The organism is Serratia sp. JSRIV004 (assembly GCF_019968705.1).
Classification (GTDB): Bacteria; Pseudomonadota; Gammaproteobacteria; order Enterobacterales; family Enterobacteriaceae; genus Chania; species Chania fonticola_B.
On record NZ_CP074140.1, the window covers coordinates 2,648,773 to 2,665,643 of the forward strand.

Annotated in this window: 15 protein-coding genes; 7 read left to right on the plus strand and 8 right to left on the minus strand. The window is 55.8% G+C overall.

The genetic code is table 11. From position 1 onward, the window contains the following. Positions 1–136 precede the first annotated feature (136 nt). Positions 137–1,117, minus strand: a complete 981-nt coding sequence (locus KGP21_RS12680; protein ID WP_071680493.1) for a threo-3-hydroxy-L-aspartate ammonia-lyase — start codon at positions 1,115–1,117, stop codon at positions 137–139. 244 nt (positions 1,118–1,361) lie between these two features. On the opposite strand from KGP21_RS12680, the gene lolC reads away from it, so the two are divergent. The 5 genes from lolC to cobB are packed head-to-tail and all read left to right on the plus strand — an operon-like array spanning position 1,362 to position 6,327. Continuing rightward, the gene (gene lolC / locus KGP21_RS12685) at positions 1,362–2,564 is read left to right on the plus strand and encodes a lipoprotein-releasing ABC transporter permease subunit LolC (protein ID WP_094981845.1); all 1,203 of its coding nucleotides are present in this window, start codon (positions 1,362–1,364) and stop codon (positions 2,562–2,564) included. Beyond that, entirely contained in the window at positions 2,557–3,261 is a 705-nt protein-coding gene (gene lolD, locus KGP21_RS12690) for a lipoprotein-releasing ABC transporter ATP-binding protein LolD (protein ID WP_021178283.1), read from the plus strand. Before lolC ends, lolD begins: the two co-directional genes overlap by 8 nt. Next, positions 3,261–4,508, plus strand: coding sequence for a lipoprotein-releasing ABC transporter permease subunit LolE (gene lolE, locus KGP21_RS12695; RefSeq protein WP_021804697.1), 1,248 nt, complete (start codon positions 3,261–3,263; stop codon positions 4,506–4,508). The genes lolD and lolE overlap by 1 nt, the downstream gene beginning before the upstream one ends. Before the next feature lie 52 nt (positions 4,509–4,560). Continuing rightward, complete coding sequence (gene nagK / locus KGP21_RS12700) at positions 4,561–5,478, plus strand: N-acetylglucosamine kinase (RefSeq protein WP_223538377.1); 918 nt, start codon at positions 4,561–4,563, stop codon at positions 5,476–5,478. 9 nt (positions 5,479–5,487) lie between these two features. After that, positions 5,488–6,327 (plus strand): Sir2 family NAD+-dependent deacetylase, encoded by an 840-nt coding sequence (cobB, locus tag KGP21_RS12705; RefSeq protein WP_021804695.1) that lies wholly within the window; start codon positions 5,488–5,490, stop codon positions 6,325–6,327. A 60-nt stretch (positions 6,328–6,387) separates the two neighbouring features. On the opposite strand, the gene potD is transcribed toward cobB, so the two are convergent. The 4 genes from potD to potA all read right to left on the minus strand — a co-directional run bounded on the left by potD (position 6,388) and on the right by potA (position 10,276). Continuing rightward, on the minus strand, positions 6,388–7,434 hold the full coding sequence (gene potD / locus KGP21_RS12710; protein ID WP_223538379.1) for a spermidine/putrescine ABC transporter substrate-binding protein PotD: 1,047 nt from the start codon (positions 7,432–7,434) through the stop codon (positions 6,388–6,390). Positions 7,435–7,552: 118 nt separating this feature from the next. After that, entirely contained in the window at positions 7,553–8,329 is a 777-nt protein-coding gene (potC, locus tag KGP21_RS12715) for a spermidine/putrescine ABC transporter permease PotC (RefSeq protein WP_021804693.1), read from the minus strand. Further along, positions 8,326–9,186, minus strand: coding sequence for a spermidine/putrescine ABC transporter permease PotB (gene potB, locus KGP21_RS12720; RefSeq protein ID WP_059200570.1), 861 nt, complete (start codon positions 9,184–9,186; stop codon positions 8,326–8,328). Before potB ends, potC begins: the two co-directional genes overlap by 4 nt. Continuing rightward, the gene (potA, locus tag KGP21_RS12725) at positions 9,170–10,276 is read right to left on the minus strand and encodes a spermidine/putrescine ABC transporter ATP-binding protein PotA (RefSeq protein WP_059200571.1); all 1,107 of its coding nucleotides are present in this window, start codon (positions 10,274–10,276) and stop codon (positions 9,170–9,172) included. Before potA ends, potB begins: the two co-directional genes overlap by 17 nt. Positions 10,277–10,609: 333 nt before the next feature. Between potA and pepT the strand changes: the two genes are divergently transcribed. Continuing rightward, positions 10,610–11,842: a peptidase T gene (pepT, locus tag KGP21_RS12730; protein WP_024485244.1), complete on the plus strand. Its 1,233-nt coding sequence runs from the start codon at positions 10,610–10,612 to the stop codon at positions 11,840–11,842. A 54-nt stretch (positions 11,843–11,896) separates the two neighbouring features. Here the strand turns inward: pepT and KGP21_RS12735 are convergent, their stop codons facing one another. From KGP21_RS12735 to phoP, 3 genes are all read right to left on the minus strand, one after another. Then, positions 11,897–13,018: a cupin domain-containing protein gene (locus KGP21_RS12735; RefSeq protein ID WP_021804690.1), complete on the minus strand. Its 1,122-nt coding sequence runs from the start codon at positions 13,016–13,018 to the stop codon at positions 11,897–11,899. Positions 13,019–13,098: 80 nt separating this feature from the next. Next, positions 13,099–14,556 carry a two-component system sensor histidine kinase PhoQ gene (gene phoQ / locus KGP21_RS12740; RefSeq protein WP_021804689.1) on the minus strand — a complete coding sequence of 486 codons (1,458 nt, stop codon included), beginning with the start codon at positions 14,554–14,556 and terminating at the stop codon, positions 13,099–13,101. A 5-nt stretch (positions 14,557–14,561) separates the two neighbouring features. Continuing rightward, positions 14,562–15,233 carry a two-component system response regulator PhoP gene (phoP, locus tag KGP21_RS12745; protein ID WP_021804688.1) on the minus strand — a complete coding sequence of 224 codons (672 nt, stop codon included), beginning with the start codon at positions 15,231–15,233 and terminating at the stop codon, positions 14,562–14,564. A 352-nt stretch (positions 15,234–15,585) separates the two neighbouring features. Between phoP and KGP21_RS12750 the strand changes: the two genes are divergently transcribed. After that, positions 15,586–16,836 (plus strand): nucleoside permease, encoded by a 1,251-nt coding sequence (locus KGP21_RS12750; RefSeq protein ID WP_223538381.1) that lies wholly within the window; start codon positions 15,586–15,588, stop codon positions 16,834–16,836. Positions 16,837–16,871 lie beyond the last annotated feature (35 nt).

A 16,871-nucleotide genomic window follows, 5' to 3' on the forward strand; every position in this document is an offset into this window, starting at 1 on the left:
GTTCCCTCTCCCTTTGGGAGAGGGGGCTATAAAGTGGTTCAAGCCCATCACCTTTTACCTTGGTTATACTAGCCCAGCGGCGTATAAACTGACACCGGTAAAAGCGCGAGCAAGCTTCCTGTTGGCGGTAATTTAATCAATTCTGCGCCATGGCGAGGTACTGGCCGATTTTATCGACGTCCACGTTGCCACCGCTGACGATCACCCCGACTTTTTTGCCCCGCAAATCGATGACGTGATTCATCGCTGCAGCGGCAGCCAGGCAGCCGGTCGGTTCAACCACCATCTTCATCCGCTCCATAAAGAAACGCATTTGCTGGCACAGCTGTTGGTCGGTCACCGTCAGAATATCTTCCACATAGTGTTGAATGATCGGGAAGGTGAGATTGCCTACCTGCTGGGTCTGTGCGCCGTCGGCAATGGTTTTTGGTACCGGGATCCACACTTTTTCACCACTGCGGAATGCCTGTTGCACATCGTTGCCCGCTTCGGGTTCGACGCCAAATACCCGGCAGCCGGGCGACCAGTGATGTGCCGCAATGGCGCATCCAGAGAGCAGCCCGCCGCCACCGGTACAAACCAGCAAAATATCCAGCGGGCCAACTTCTTCGATCAACTCCTTAGCTGCGGTGCCTTGGCCTGCCATCACCTGCGGATAATCGTAAGGTGGGATCACCGTTAAGCCCTGTTCCGCCGCTAGCCGTTGGGTGATGGCTTCCCGGTCTTCGGTTTGCCGCTGATAGATCACCACGTTTGCACCGTAGCCACGGGTTGCCGCCAGCTTGGCGGCGGGGGCGTCATGTGGCATCACAATTGTGACGCTTACCCCAAGCTCACGGGCCGCCAACGCCATGGCCTGTGCATGGTTGCCGGATGAGAAGGCGATCACTCCGGCCTGGCGCTGAGCCGGAGTCAATTGGCTGATGGCGTTAAAGGCACCACGGAATTTAAAGGCCCCAATGCGCTGGAAATTCTCGCACTTGAAAAAGAGCTGGGCACCGGCGATCTCATCCGCCTGGCGGGAAGTCATTACTGGTGTGCGGATCGCGTGGTTTTGCAGGATTTCGGCCGCTTTGGCAATATCGGCGGCGGTGATGCAGTGGGACGTAACGGTCATGACTACCTCATGTGGTTGGCATTGATTCGTTCAGCCTATTAATTTGCCCGTTGTAAACGGATTGTCAAACGGTTAAGCGGCTGTCAGTCGAAACAACCGTGCCATCAGGAAGGTCAAAATCCGGCATTTTCTGTAAACCCGTGCAAACATGATGAATAAAACCGGCCGGGTGGTTCCATAAACCCGGTAGAGCCTTTATTATCCTTGATCACTTTGCTTAAGCTACGGCAACAAAACGGATTTCATGTATCAACCTGTCGCGTTATTTATTGGCCTGCGTTATATGCGTGGGCGAGCCTCAGACCGCTTTGGGCGGTTTGTTTCCTGGCTATCCACCATTGGCATTACGCTGGGGGTGATGGCGCTGGTGACGGTGCTTTCAGTGATGAATGGCTTCGAGAAAGATCTCGAAAACAACATCCTGGGGCTCATGCCGCAGGCGCTGATCACCAGCAAGCAGGGGTCTATCAACCCTGAACAGCTGCCAGCCTCTGCCGTGCAAAACCTGCATGGTGTCACCCGAGTCACTCCGCTGACTACCGGCGATGTGGTGCTGCAAAGCGCTCGCAGCGTGGCCGTTGGCGTCATGTTGGGGGTTGACCCGCAGCAGCCCGATCCGCTGACGCCTTATCTGGTCAACGTTAAACAGCAACAGCTGCAACCGGGTGAGTACAACCTGATTATCGGTGAACAGCTTGCCGGGCAGTTGGGCGTCAAGCGTGGCGATCAGCTGCGTCTGATGGTACCGAGCGCGAGCCAGTTTACCCCGATGGGCCGCATCCCAAGCCAACGTCTGTTCACCGTGATTGGCACTTTCCATGCCAATAGTGAAGTGGACGGCTATCAGCTGCTGGCGAACCAGCAAGATGCTTCACGTCTGATGCGCTACCCGGCGGGCAATATCACCGGCTGGCGTCTGTTCCTGCAACAGCCGTTGACGGTGGACACCCTTAGCCAGCAAACGCTGCCGGAAGGCACCCAGTGGAAAGACTGGCGCGAACGCAAGGGCGAGTTGTTCCAGGCGGTGCGCATGGAGAAAAACATGATGGGGCTGCTGCTTAGCCTGATCGTGGCGGTGGCGGCATTCAATATCATTACCTCGCTGGGCCTGTTGGTGATGGAGAAGCAGGGCGAAGTGGCCATTCTGCAAACCCTGGGCCTGACGCGGCGGCAGATCATGTCGGTCTTTATGGTGCAGGGGGCCAGCGCCGGGATTATCGGTTCGTTGCTGGGCACGCTGTTAGGCGTGCTGCTTGCCACCAATCTGAACAACCTGATGCCGATCCTTGGCGCGTTGATTGACGGGGCTTCTCTGCCGGTGGCGGTTGACCCTCTTCAGGTGACGATCATTGCCGTAGTGGCGATGGCGGTCTCGCTGTTATCCACGCTTTACCCTTCATGGCGCGCTGCCGCCGTACAACCCGCTGAGGCTTTACGTTATGAGTAACCATCCTTTATTGCAGTGTGAGCGCCTGTGTAAAACCTATCAGGAAGGCAACCTGCATACCGACGTGCTGCGCAATGTCAGTTTTGCCATGCAACCGGGCGAGATGATGGCGATCGTCGGTAGCTCGGGTTCCGGTAAAAGTACTTTGCTGCATCTGCTGGGGGGGCTGGATTCGCCCACTTCGGGTGAGGTGATTTACAAAGGGCAGTCGTTGAACAAGCTTTCTTCCACTGCCAAAGCCGAACTGCGCAACCGCCAGCTCGGCTTTATCTATCAGTTCCATCATCTGCTGCCAGATTTCACCGCGCTGGAAAACGCCGCGATGCCGCTGCTGATCGGTGGCACGAAACCGGCGCTGGCGAAGGAAAAGGCGCTGGAGATGCTGGCGGCCGTGGGCCTGGAAAAACGTAGCAAACATCGCCCGTCCGAGCTGTCCGGCGGTGAACGTCAGCGCGTGGCGATTGCCCGTGCGTTGGTGAATAATCCTTCACTGGTGTTGGCAGATGAGCCGACCGGCAACCTGGATAAGCGCACCGCAGACAGCATCTTCGATTTACTGGGCGAATTGAACGTACGCCAGGGAACCGCATTTTTGGTGGTCACCCACGATCTGCAACTCGCTAAACGCCTGAGCCGCCAGTTGGAAATGGCAGATGGCCATCTACAGGCACAATTGACCCTGATGGGGGCCGAGTAATGAGCGCTTCGCCACTTTCATTGCTGATGGCGCTGCGCTTCAGCCGTGGCCGGCGGCGCGGCGGCATGGTTTCGTTGATCTCGGTGATCTCCACCATCGGCATCGCGCTGGGCGTGGCGGTGCTGATCGTCGGGCTAAGCGCGATGAACGGCTTCGAACGTGAACTGCAGAACCGTATTCTGGCGGTGGTGCCGCACGGAGAGATCGAACCGGTCAAGCAACCGTTCACCGGCTGGCCGGAGATCCTGCAACGGGTCGAAAAGGTACCGGGCATTTTGGCTGCGGCACCCTATATCAACTTTACCGGGCTGATGGAAAATGGTGCTCAGCTACGCGCCGTGCAGGTAAAAGGGGTCGATCCTGCGCAGGAAAAACAGCTTAGCGCGCTGCCAAGTTATGTGCAGGGCGATGCCTGGGCCAATTTCAAAAGCGGTGAGCAGCAGGTGATCCTGGGCAAAGGGGTCGCCGACGCTCTGGGCGTGAAGCAGGGCTCTTACGTCACGGTGATGATCCCCAATAGCGATCCTGAGATGAAACTGTTGCAGCCGAAGCGTATTCGCCTGCATGTCACCGGTATTCTGCAACTTAGCGGTCAGCTCGATCACAGCTTGGCCATGGTGCCGTTGGCGGATGCCCAGCACTATCTGGATATGGGTGACAGTGTCACCGGGATTGCCATCAAGGTCAACGACGTGTTCGCCGCTAACAAGCTGGTGCGTGACGCCGGGGAAGTCGCCGATGCCACAGTCTATATCAAGAGCTGGATTGGCACTTACGGCTTTATGTATCGCGATATTCAAATGATCCGCGCCATCATGTATCTGGCGATGGTGCTGGTGATCGGCGTGGCCTGTTTCAACATCGTTTCCACCCTGGTGATGGCGGTGAAGGACAAGAGTGGCGACATTGCCGTGCTGCGTACGCTGGGAGCCAAAGACGGCTTTATCCGCGCCATCTTTGTCTGGTATGGCCTGTTGGCCGGGCTGGTAGGTAGCCTTAGCGGGGTAGTGGTTGGCGTGATTGCCTCGCTACAGTTGACCAATATCATGAAAGGCATCGAAAAGCTGATGGGCCACTCTTTCCTGTCTGGCGACATCTACTTTATCGATTTCCTGCCGTCCGAGCTGCACTGGCTGGATGTCGCTATCGTACTGGGTACGGCAATCGTGCTTAGCCTGCTGGCCAGTTGGTATCCGGCCAGACGTGCCAGCCGCATCGATCCGGCCCGCGTATTGAGCGGGCAGTAATAAAAACCTGGGGCCGGTAGCGGGCCCCATTTTTTTACCCTGAGGGCGAGTTATGTACTACGGTTTCGACATGGGCGGCACCAAGATTGAACTTGGGGTGTTCGACGCCAACCTGCAGCGTATCTGGCAAAAGCGGGTGCCGACGCCGCGTGACGACTACCGGCAACTGCTGGCGGTATTACGCGATCTTACCCTTGAGGCCGATGCCGTTTGTGGTACGCAGGGGCAGGTGGGTATAGGTATTCCAGGGTTGCCAAATGAAGATGGCACCTTGTTTACCGCCAACGTCCCGGCCGCGATGGGGCAGCCGCTGCCGCGCGATCTGAGCAAGCTGATTGGCCGCGAGGTCAAGGTCGATAACGACGCAAACTGCTTCACGCTCTCGGAAGCCTGGGACGAAGAGTTCCGCCATTACCCGACGGTGCTAGGCATTATCTTGGGTACCGGTGTTGGCGGTGGTTTGATCGTTAATGGTAAAGTGATCTCTGGGCGTAACTTCATCACCGGAGAGTTTGGCCACTTCCGTTTGCCGGTGGATGCGCTGGAGGTGCTCGGGCGTGATATTCCTCGCGTTCCCTGTGGCTGCGGCCATGACGGTTGCATCGAGAATTACATCTCGGGCCGCGGATTTGAGTGGATGTATGCGCATTTTTATCAACAACGGTTGCCAGCGCAGCAAATCATTGCGCATTATCAGGCCGGTGAGCCACAGGCCGTGGCGCACGTAGAACGATTTCTGGATGTCCTGGCCATTTGCCTGGGCAACCTGCTGACCATCATCGACCCCCACCTGGTGGTGATTGGCGGCGGCTTATCGAATTTTGCCGCAATTTATCAGGCGGTGCCCCAGCGTTTGCCAGCCCATTTGTTACGGGTAGCCAAACTGCCACGCATCGAGAAGGCACGCTATGGCGATGCTGGCGGTGTTCGTGGGGCAGCGTTCCTCAATTTGGTGGAAAGTCATAAATAAGGAGAGTTCATGCACACTCGCCATCGGTTGTGTCAGTTTCGCAAGAGTAAGCATGTGCGGCATCAGCGTTTTCGCTCGCGGATATTCCAACGCGATACCATGGCGGCGGCAGAGCTGAAAAAGCCGTTTGTCGTGGTGCTGACGGGAGCAGGGATCTCTGCCGAGTCTGGCATCCGTACTTTCCGCGCTGCCGATGGGCTGTGGGAAGAGCACAAGGTGGAAGATGTCGCCACCCTGGACGGTTATCAGCGCGATCCGGCCTTGGTGCAGGAGTTTTATAATGCGCGCCGCCGGCAGCTGCAGCAGTCGGATATCGGCCCTAATGCGGCTCATCGTGCGCTGGCCGATTTGGAAGAGTGGCTGGGGGAGGAGAACTTCCTGCTGGTTACGCAGAATATCGACAACCTGCACGAGCGTGCCGGTAGCAAGCAGGTGCTGCATATGCATGGCGAGCTGCTGAAAGTACGCTGCACCAGTTCTGGGCAGGTGGTGGAGTGGTTGGGAGACCTGAGCGTGGATGAACGCTGCCACTGCTGCCAGTTCCCTGCGCCTCTGCGGCCTCACGTGGTGTGGTTTGGTGAAATGCCGTTGGGGATGGATGAGATTTACGCCGCGTTGGCCAAGGCCGATTTCTTTATCGCGATTGGCACCTCTGGCAATGTTTACCCGGCGGCAGGCTTTGTTCACGAGGCACGGTTGGGCGGGGCTTATACCATGGAGCTGAATCTGGAGCCGAGCCTGGTGGAAAGCCAGTTCGAAGAGAAGCATTACGGCCCGGCCAGCGAGGTGGTGCCACGCTTTGTGCACAAGTTCCTGATGGGCAAGGTCGAGCGGGCGGATAAGCCTTAATCGAGCGTCGGGTTAAAAGGTGTGGGGAAATTCAATATGTTCTCCACACCTTAATCTAGGTCAGCGTCCAGCTTTTAGCTGCTGGAAGTAGGTCTCATACAGCGTACTGGTATCACCCACATCGTTTTGCCACTCACCGTTCTCAATCACCGCATCATCCGGATACAGCGACTTGTCGTTGGCGATCTCTTTAGGTAGCAGCTTTCTCGCGGCCAGATTGGGGGTAGGGTAACCGATGGTTTCCGCCACCTGCACCGCGATCTCTGGGCGCAGCAGGAAGTCGATCAGCTTCAATGCACCCTCGACGTTCTTGGCGTTAGCCGGAATGGCCAGGCTATCCATCCAGAAAATGCCGCCTTCTTTCGGCCAGACGATCTCCAATGGAGTACCGGCCTGGCGCGCGACATAGGCCGAACCGTTCCATACCATGCCCAGATCGACTTCGCCTTCCATATACGGATTACCCGGATTATCGGAGTTGAACGCCAGCACGTTTGGCATCAGTTTCTTGAGCTCGTTATAGGCAGCCTCGATCTGTTTGGGATCGGTGGTATTGCCTGAATATCCCAGTTTGCTTAGCGCGACCTGGAACACTTCACGTGCATCATCGGTGAGCAGCACGCGGCCTTTGTATTCCGGTTTCCACAGATCGGCCCAGGCGGTTATGGTGTTGGCATCAATGGCATCCGTATTGACGCCAATGGCGGTGGCGCCCCAGATATAGGGAATGGAGTAATCGTTGTTGGGATCGAACGGCTTGTGCAACAGGTTGGGATCGAGATCGTTAAAGTGGCTGAGTTTGCTTTTGTCGATCTTTTGCAGCATCCCTTCCTTGCTCATCTTGGCGATGAAATAGGTGGAGGGTACCACCAGATCGTACGCGCCATCCTGGTAGGTTTTCAGCTTGGCATACATGCTTTCGTTGGATTCATAGGTGGAGTAAATCACCTTGATACCGGTTTCTTTGGTGAACTGTTCCAGCAGACCCGGCGGGACATACTCGGTCCAGTTGTAGAAATAGAGCGTTTTGCCGTCGTCCGCGGCGTTTGCTGAGCCAAGGCTCAGTGCCATCATCCCGGCTGCGAGCAGATGTGACCACTTTTTCATGGTGCGGATCCTTTAGCAGTGCATGTTTTTACAGTATAGCGTGATGCGCCATACCCCAGAGAGCGGCCATTATAAGTGGCGTACCCAACGGGGTAAAGACGCTTATCCCATTGGCAAATCAGTGTTTTTGCCGATCGCGCAGCAGCAGTTGGCTGGTGAGCACCAGCGCTAGCGATAACACCAGCAGAATGGTCGCCAGGGCGTTCACTTCAGGAGATACGCCGACCTTGACCATCGAATAGATCTTCAAGGGCAAAATCTCGTAGCTCGGCCCGGTCACGAACGAAGAGACCACGACATCATCCATCGACAGCGTGAAGCTTAGCAACCAACTGGCGGCGACAGCGGGCATCGCCAGCGGCAGGATGATTTTGCGCAGGATCACCATTTCGCTGGCACCCAGATCGCGTGCGGCTTCCAGCATCTTGACGTCAAAGCCCTTCAGACGCGCATAGACGGTGACCACTACAAAGGGCAGGCAGAAGGTGATATGCGAAAATAACAGCGACCAGAAGCCCAACGAGACGCCTAGCAGCATAAACAGCACCAGCAGCGAGATGGCCATGACGATATCCGGCGACATCATCACCACAAACAGCATGCCACCGACGAAGGGTTTCCCACGAAAACGATAGCGATACAATGCCACCGCCGCCAAAGAGCCGATCATGGTAGCAAAGCTGGCGGACAGCACCGCCATGGTCAGTGAATGCCCAGCGGCCTGCAACAGGCTGTCGTTGTTCATCAACATGCTGTACCAGTGGGTGGTAAAACCCCGCCAGTTGATGCCAAAGCGCGAGGTGTTAAACGAGTTAACGATCAGGATCACGATGGGAATATAGAGATAGGCGTAAATCAGGCTCATAAAGCCACCGCGCAACAGGCGTCCGATCATTCCAGCTCCCCCTTTTTGTTCAGCAGCTTGGCGGCTCGGTAATAGATCCACAGCATCAGCCCCATCACCAGCGTCAGGCAAATGCTGGTGGCGGCACCAAACGGCCAGTCACGGATATTCAGGAACTGGCTCTTGATGACGTTACCGATCAGCAGGTTTTTGGCTCCGCCCATCAGGTCGGCCACGTAGAACAGCCCCATAGCGGGCAGCAGTACCAATAGGCAACCGGCGATAATGCCTGGCATGGTCAGCGGAATGATGATGCGGATAAAGGTTTGCAGCTTGCTGGCCCCGAGATCGCGGGCCGCCTCCAGACAGGATTTATCCAGCTTTTCCAGGCTGGAGTAGAGCGGCATCACCATAAACGGCAGCAAGATGTAGACCAGCCCCAGCACCACGGCGCCAGAGGTATACATGATGCGTAACGGCGTATCGATGATCCCGGCCCACATCAGGAACTCGTTCAGATAGCCGCGGGTGCTGAGAAACAGCTTCAGGCCATAGATACGGATCAGCGAGTTGGTCCAGAAGGGCACAATCAGCAGGAACAGCAGCAGCGGACGCACCCTTTGCGGCAGGCGAGCCAGAATAAAGGCAAAAGGATAACCCAGCAGCAGGCAGCACAAGGTGGCGATCGCCGCCATGTTCAGCGAGTGCAGCATCACCTGGCCGTATAGGGGATCAAACAGCCGGGTATAATTATCCAGAGTGAACACCATCTGCACCAGATTGGCATCGTCACGGGTGAGGAAACTGGTACCGATGATCATCAGGTTCGGTAGAAAAACAAACAGCACCAGCCAGCCGACGGTGCCGATGATCACCAGGTTTTGCAGCAAATTACGCGATTTCTTCATCGGCCAGCACTACCTCCCAGCTTGCAACCCAGGTTATCGCCATCTTCTGGTTTAACGAGTGGTCAAAGTCAGGGTCGTCTTCATTGAAGAACTCGCTGACCATCACCATCTTACCGTTTTCCAGTTCAACCACCGATTCCAGCGTCATGCCTTTATAGTTGCGTTCGCGCACGTAGCCGATCAGGCCATCTATCTGCTCGCTGTCGTTCACCTCTTCGACGCGCAGATCTTCCGGGCGCAGCAGAACCTTCAGGGATTGCCCTGGCTCGACCGGGAGATCGGCGTAGATATCACATTCGCGGCCTTCCACACGAGCGCGCACCCGCTGCGGATCGATACGATGTAGCACTACCGCGTCAAAGATATTGATCTCACCGATAAAGCTGGCGACAAACAGGTTCTTGGGTTCCTCGTAGATTTCCCGTGGAGTGCCGTCCTGTTCTATTCGCCCGTCGCGCATCACTACAATCCGATCGGACATGGTCAGCGCCTCTTCCTGATCATGCGTGACGAACACAAAGGTGATGCCCAATTGGCGCTGTAGCGCCTTCAACTCGTTCTGCATCTGCTTGCGCAGCTTGTAGTCCAGTGCCGAAAGCGACTCGTCGAGCAGTAACAGTTTAGGTTTATTCACCACGGCCCGGGCAATCGCGACCCGTTGCTGTTGCCCACCAGACAGCTGATGCGGGCGGCGCTGAGCGAACTCGTCCAATTGCACCATGCGCAGGGCTTCCTCCACGCGCGGCGTTAGCTCTGCCTCTGGGGTTTTCTGCATGCGCAGGCCAAAGGCGACATTTTCAAACACGGTCATATGGGGGAACAGGGCATAGCTTTGAAACACGGTGTTAACGTGCCGATGCTCGGCCGGAATAGCGGTGATATCTTGCCCGTCGAGCACGATCTGCCCGTGGTCGGCATTTTCCAACCCGGCAATCAACCGCAGCACGGTAGTTTTCCCGCAGCCGGAAGGGCCAAGCAGGGTCAGGAATTCACCATCGTTAATCTTTAGGTTGAGATCGCGGATGATCTCTTTGCCGTCAAAGCTTTTACTCAGGGCGTTCAGTGTAACCAAAGAGGATTGTTCAGTCATTTTAGTGTCTCTATCCCGTACGGTGGTGCAGATAGAACCGTCGCTGGAAAAGACTGCGCGAGCTTACGGGAGTGACCCGTCAGGTACTGAAGCTCAAAGCCAGCGGCGCCGATCAAAAATTTAAGAGGGCGCATAATAGACGCTGAATCCGGTAATTGAAAGCCAAACCGCCTATAAGTCATGCCCGTTGGCCGATTTTTGCGTCGGTAGTTACCCTATTAAACCATCACTTGCTTTAATGATTTGTGTTAAATCTGATTATTAATGACCTGTCTCAATATTTGATCCGGATCGGTTCCGCATAATGAAACGCGAAATTCTGAGGGCGGAACCATGGATAAACTACTAGATCGCTTTTTTAACTACGTCTCATTTGACACACAGGCTAAAGCGAACGTCAAACATGTGCCTAGTACCGAAGGGCAACTGAAGCTGGCGCGTGCGTTGCAACAGGAAATGATTGGGCTGGGGTTTGAACGGGTATCGCTAAGCGAACATGGCTGCGTGATGGGCACGCTGCCTGGCAATGTGAGCTGGCCAGTGCCGGCCATTGGCTTTATTTCTCACCTTGATACCTCACCCGATTTTTCGGGTAAGCATGTGACACCGCAGATAGTGGAAAACTATCGCGGCGGTGACATTGCCTTGGGCATCGGTGATGAAGTGTTATCGCCGGTGATGTTCCCGATCTTGCATCAGATGCTGGGGCAAACGCTGATCACCACCGACGGCAAAACGCTGTTGGGGGCCGACGATAAAGCCGGGATTGCCGAGATCTTGACCGCGATGGTGCGGCTAAAGCAGCAAAAAATTCCTCACGGCGATATCCGCGTGGCGTTCACGCCGGATGAAGAGGTGGGCAAAGGGGCGCATTTCTTTGATGTTGCTGCGTTCGATGCCGAGTGGGCCTACACCGTCGATGGTGGTGGGGTGGGCGAACTGGAGTGTGAAAACTTCAATGCAGCGGCGGTGACGGTCAAAATCGTCGGCAATAACGTCCATCCAGGCAGTGCCAAAGGGGTGATGGTGAACGCGCTGTCGCTGGCAACCCGTTTCCAACAGGAGCTACCGGCCGAGGAAACACCGGAGCACACCGAGGGGTATCAGGGTTTTTACCATCTCAACAGCATCAAGGGGAACGTTGAACGTGCCGAGATGCACTACATCTTGCGGGATTTTGAGCGTGAAGGCTTTGAGGCTCGCAAGCGCAAGATGATTGAAGTCGCGCAAAAGGTTGGTCGTGGGTTACCACGGGATTGCTACATTGAGGTGGCGATCGAAGATAATTACTACAACATGCGTGAGCAGGTGGCCGAGCATCCTCATGTGATCGAGCTGGCACAGCAGGCGATGCGGGACTGCGATATTGAGCCGGTGATGAAGCCGATCCGCGGTGGTACCGATGGCGCGCAGCTATCCTTCAAGGGGCTGCCTTGTCCAAACCTGTTTACCGGTGGCTATAACTTCCATGGCAAGCATGAGTTTATTACGCTGGAAGGGATGGAGCAGGCGGTTGCGGTGATCATGCGCATTGCCACTCTGAGTGCCGAGCGCGCTAAACGGTAGTTTTTTGCGTTAATAGATTGAGTGAGGGGCCAGTTTGCCCCTCACTCATTATGATTAGTCGTTAAAATACCAGTAACCGCTGTTAATCAACGCCGTTAGCAGGGCCAGGAACGATGGGTCGTCCACCGCGTCGCCCAGCAAGGCGGCATCAACGCTGGCGTGCTGGCACAGGGCATCGGCGGCTTGCAGATGTTCGGTGTCGATTAGCTCACCGTTGACAAAGCATTGGTCGCCAACGCGCAGCACGCGCAACCCACCCAGACGTTGTAATGGCTCACCCTGTTGCAGCAGCTCATAGATTTCACCGGCCTGATAAGGCGGCTCTGGCGGCGCGATGTCCAGCTCGTGACGCGACTGCGAAATAAACTCGCCAAACCAGTTCTGGAAGTGCTCCGGTTGCTGCACCAGCTCCAGGATCATCCCACGCAGTGCATCGACCTCATGGGGGAGAACCATCGCCGGGTGATCGCGCAGCGCGATATCCGGATCGGTGTAACGCTTGCTGCCCAACTCGCGCGCTAGCACGTAGTCTGCATAGCCACTCACCATTTCACGGCCATTCGGCGCACGGAAACCGACGGAATAGTTGAGCGAATTTTCCAGCGAGTAGCCTTCATGAGGGAATCCCGGTGGGATATACAGAATATCGCCAGGCTCCATCTCTTCGTCAATGATGGCGTCAAACGGCTCAACCTGTAACAGGTCCGGGTGCGGGCAGTGCTGCTTCATCGGCACTTTTTCGCCCACGCGCCAACGGCGGCGGCCAGTACCCTGGATGATGAACACGTCGTATTGATCGAGATGTGGGCCAACGCCGCCGCCCGGCACCGAGAACGAAATCATCAGATCGTCCATGCGCCAGTCTGGCAGCTTACGGAACGGTTGCATCAGCGCACTGGAAGGCTGATGCCAGTGATCTACGGCCTGCACCAGCAATGACCAGTTGTTCTCGCCCAGATGGTCGAAACTTTCAAACGGGCCGTGGCCAACCTGCCAGCGACCTTCCTGATGGCTCACCAGGCGGCTGTCCACCTCGTTTTCCATAGCCAACCCGGCCAGCTCATCCGGGGAAATCGGATCGATAAAGTTGTTAAAACCACGCTTGATAATTACCGGACGCTTTTGCCAATAGCGTTGCAAAAAGTCGTTCCAGTCGAGATCTAATTGGTAATCCATGTTCTATTCCAGGATAGAGTGAGCCTGCAGGGATTATAACGGAAGTTAGGCCCCGTGGATCGGGGCCTGAGCGAGAGAATTTAATCGTGATGGTGGGAGTCGTGCTGGCGGGAGAAGGTGACCTCCATCCGTGCTCCACCCAGCGGGCTGTCGCTGATGGTAATTTGGCCGTCATATTGCTCGATGATCTCGGCGGCGACCGACAGGCCAATCCCCTGGCCGGGGCGCAGAGTATCGACGCGTTGGCCGCGTTGGAAGATCAGCTCACGCTTGCTTTCGGGGATGCCGGGGCCGTCGTCATCAATGACGATCGTCAGGTATTTGTCCGAGTGCAGCGAGGTGATCTCCACAAACTCCAGGCAATATTTACAGGCGTTCTCCAGCACGTTGCCCATCACCTCCATAAAGTCGTTTTTCTCGCCCATAAAGGTGACTTCTGGTGAGATATCGAGGGTGATGACTACCCCTTTACGCTGATAGACCTTGTTCAGTGCCACGCTCAGGCTGTCGAGCAGGGCAGAAACCGAATGGATCTCGCGGGTCAGCACGGTTTGACCAGAGTTGATGCTGGCCCGATGCAGGTAATAACCAATCTGTTGCGAGATACGGCTAATCTGCTCGAGCATGATCGGCTCGACCTCTTCGATGGTGGTCTGCTTGCTGGAACGCAGCGAGCGCAGGGTGGTCTGCAATACCGCCAGCGGGGTTTTCAGGCTGTGGGTGAGATCGGACAGCGTAGTACGGTATTTGGTGTAGCGCTGGCGCTCGTTGCGCACCAGGATATTCAGGTTCCGTACCAAGCCACGTAGTTCACTGGGGGGATTTTCATCCAGTTGCTCGCGCTCGCCGTTTTCCAATTCACCCACCTGGGTTATCAGCGCCTTGATCGGCCGCAAACTCCAATACGCAGCTAGCCAGAGCAGAGGTACGACCAGTAGCAGATTGGCCAGCAGAACGTAGCTGAACCATTCCCACACCACGTCCGAGCGTTGCAGCTCCTGCGGAATGCTGTCGACCACCACGATGCTCAAGGCGGGCAGGCGTGGGGTGGCGGCATAGGTATTGACGGCCACCGAGTGGGTTAACGCCTCATGGTCGGTATCGTCATAGTCTTTCAGCTGATCCTGGGCTTTGGGATTGTCGCCCAGCACTTCGCTACTGATGCGGGTGTCCGTGTCTATCTCATAGAAACCGGACTCTTCCAGCCACTCTTTCTGGATCCGTTTTTCCAGCTCCGGCACCGAGCGCTGGCTCCACAACAGGTTGCCTTTTTCGTCGTAGATAAACACCAGCGTTGGGGAGTTGAGATCGAGATCGGGCGGGATGGCAATGGTCAACTTCTGGTCTTTCCACTGCGCCAGGCTGAAGAACAGGTTGCTCTCACCGCGCAGCAGGCGGAAGGCGGTTTTATCAAAGCTGACGATATAGCCGACGACCGCAACCAGCCCGTAGGACAGCGACAGCGCCAGGATCACCCCGGCGGTGGCCATCAGAAAGCGGGCGCGCAGTGAGAAGGGCTTTTTATCTCTGTTGAACATTATGCTCACTTGGCATCGAAACGGTAGCCCTGACCACGTACGGTGGTGATCACTTCCTGTGGGTATTCGGCCTGTAGTTTTTTACGCAGGCGGCCCATTAATACGTCGATGGTGTGGCTTTCGCGCAGTTCGGCATCCGGGTAGAGTTGCAACATCAATGAATCTTTACTGACCACTTTACCCGCGTTACGGATCAACGTTTCGATAATGGTGTACTCAAAGGCCGTCAGTTTGATTTGCTGTTCGTTGACGCTCAGCTCACGGCGTGAGAGGTCGATCTGGAACGGTGGCAGTACGATCACCTGTGAAGCCAGGCCGCTATTGCGGCGCATCAAGGCCTGCATGCGGGCAATCACTTCTTCCAGGTGGAAGGGCTTGGTGACGTAATCATCGGCACCGGCTTCCAGCACCGCCACCTTATCCTGCCAGCTTTCACGGGCGGTCAGCACCAGGATCGGCAACTTCATCTGGTTGGCACGCCAACGGCGGATCAGGCTCAGGCCATCTTCACCCGGCAACCCGAGATCGACAATGGCGATATCAGGCGCATGTTCCTGCAGAAAATAGTCAGCTTCTTTGGCATCTTCTGCGGCATCAACCTGATGCCCCATTTCACGCATTTGCACACTAAGATGGTGGCGCAATAGGCCATTGTCTTCAACAACCAGTACTCGCATGGTACAGACTCCTGTTGTTTAGGCGGGTGCAACTCCAGGCACCCACACTGAAAAGGTTACACGCTGTTGGCCACGTTGTGGTAACGCGCATTAGCTGACCATTCCCTGATCGTTTAATTCTGTCATCCATTGATTATCGGCAATGGCTGATAAACGCAGGATAAACAGCGCAGTGCCAAAGGTAAACAAAACTTAAACAAAGCTGACTGCCTGAAGTGTGAGCAGGATCGCTGCAAAGGATTAAAGGTATCATTAAGGTATTATATAGGTATCGTTATGATACTAATACCAGGAACCCTACACCGCTTTCCCGAGCCGAAGCCGGGAAGGTAGCCAGCAAGGATACATAATAATGAAACGTCCTCATCTGAAGCTGTCTGTCATGATGTTTATCGAGTGGTTTATCTGGGGAGCGTGGTTTGTTCCCCTATGGCAATACCTCAACAAACTGGGCTTTACGCCGGGTGAAATTGCCTGGTCGTACAGCAGTACGGCGATTGCGGCAATCCTCTCGCCGGTACTGGTTGGCGTTATTGCCGATCGCTACTTCGCCGCGCAAAAAGTCTTGGGCTGGTTGCATCTGGCTGGCGGGGTGCTGATGTTTATCATCGCCCGGCAAACCACCTTTGCCACCTTCTTCCCGCTGCTGGTGATTTATGCCATCACCTATATGCCGACCGTGGCGCTGACCAACAGCATAGCCTTTGCCAACATTACCGATACCGAAAAAGAGTTCCCGCGCATCCGCGTACTGGGCACCTTGGGTTGGATTGCCTCCGGTCTGGTGGTGGGCTTTATGCTGCCGCCGCTGCTGGGGTTAGGCAATATTTCCGATAGCAACCTGCCGTTAATCATTACCGGTGTGGCCTCGATCGCGCTCGGTTTGTACAGCTTTGTGCTGCCCAATACGCCAGCCAAAGGCTCTGGCCCGGTGGATATCAAGGCGTTGCTGGGCCTGAACGCGCTTGGCCTGCTGAAGGATCGCTCATTTGCCACCTTCGCCCTGTGCTCGTTCCTGTTCTGTATGCCGTTGGCGTTTTACTACCAGTTTGCCAATGGCTATCTGACGCAGGTTGGGCTGCCAAATGCCACCGGCTGGATGACGCTGGGGCAGGTTTCGGAAATCTTCGCCATGCTGGCGCTACCTTTGCTGCTTAAGCGTTACGGCATCAAAAAGGTGCTGCTGCTGGGCTTTGTGACCGCAGCGATCCGCTACGTGTTCTTTATCTACGGTGGCACCGCCGACGTCTGGGCTTACAGCATGCTGTTCCTGGGCATTTTGCTGCACGGTGTCAGCTACGATTTCTATTTCGTGACCGGCTATATCTACGTCGACAAAAAAGCGCCGCCGCATATGCGTACCGCCGCGCAGGGCCTGATCACCCTGATTTGCCAGGGGTTGGGCAGCTTTATCGGTAACTGGCTCGGGGGCCGTGCAATGACCACTTTCGCCCTCGAGCAGCCGCGAGACGGTATGACGTTTGACTGGTTCGCCGTGTGGGGCGTTGGTGCGGTGATGGTGGTGGGCGTCATGCTGCTGTTCCTGCTGTTCTTCCGTGAACGCAGCGACAACATCACCCCGATTGACGTAGCACGGTCTTAATTCGTTGCGCCGGGCGTGTTGCCCGGCAAGGTAAA

Excerpts from the sequence above, each read along its gene's own strand:
- KGP21_RS12680 (WP_071680493.1), bottom strand. The coding sequence starts at position 1,117 with ATGACCGTTACGTCCCACTGCATCACCGCCGCCGATATTGCCAAAGCG.
- lolC (WP_094981845.1), top strand. The coding sequence starts at position 1,362 with ATGTATCAACCTGTCGCGTTATTTATTGGCCTGCGTTATATGCGTGGG.
- lolD (WP_021178283.1), top strand. The coding sequence starts at position 2,557 with ATGAGTAACCATCCTTTATTGCAGTGTGAGCGCCTGTGTAAAACCTAT.
- lolE (WP_021804697.1), top strand. The coding sequence starts at position 3,261 with ATGAGCGCTTCGCCACTTTCATTGCTGATGGCGCTGCGCTTCAGCCGT.
- nagK (WP_223538377.1), top strand. The coding sequence starts at position 4,561 with ATGTACTACGGTTTCGACATGGGCGGCACCAAGATTGAACTTGGGGTG.
- cobB (WP_021804695.1), top strand. The coding sequence starts at position 5,488 with ATGCACACTCGCCATCGGTTGTGTCAGTTTCGCAAGAGTAAGCATGTG.
- potD (WP_223538379.1), bottom strand. The coding sequence starts at position 7,434 with ATGAAAAAGTGGTCACATCTGCTCGCAGCCGGGATGATGGCACTGAGC.
- potC (WP_021804693.1), bottom strand. The coding sequence starts at position 8,329 with ATGATCGGACGCCTGTTGCGCGGTGGCTTTATGAGCCTGATTTACGCC.
- potB (WP_059200570.1), bottom strand. The coding sequence starts at position 9,186 with ATGAAGAAATCGCGTAATTTGCTGCAAAACCTGGTGATCATCGGCACC.
- potA (WP_059200571.1), bottom strand. The coding sequence starts at position 10,276 with ATGACTGAACAATCCTCTTTGGTTACACTGAACGCCCTGAGTAAAAGC.
- pepT (WP_024485244.1), top strand. The coding sequence starts at position 10,610 with ATGGATAAACTACTAGATCGCTTTTTTAACTACGTCTCATTTGACACA.
- KGP21_RS12735 (WP_021804690.1), bottom strand. The coding sequence starts at position 13,018 with ATGGATTACCAATTAGATCTCGACTGGAACGACTTTTTGCAACGCTAT.
- phoQ (WP_021804689.1), bottom strand. The coding sequence starts at position 14,556 with ATGTTCAACAGAGATAAAAAGCCCTTCTCACTGCGCGCCCGCTTTCTG.
- phoP (WP_021804688.1), bottom strand. The coding sequence starts at position 15,233 with ATGCGAGTACTGGTTGTTGAAGACAATGGCCTATTGCGCCACCATCTT.
- KGP21_RS12750 (WP_223538381.1), top strand. The coding sequence starts at position 15,586 with ATGAAACGTCCTCATCTGAAGCTGTCTGTCATGATGTTTATCGAGTGG.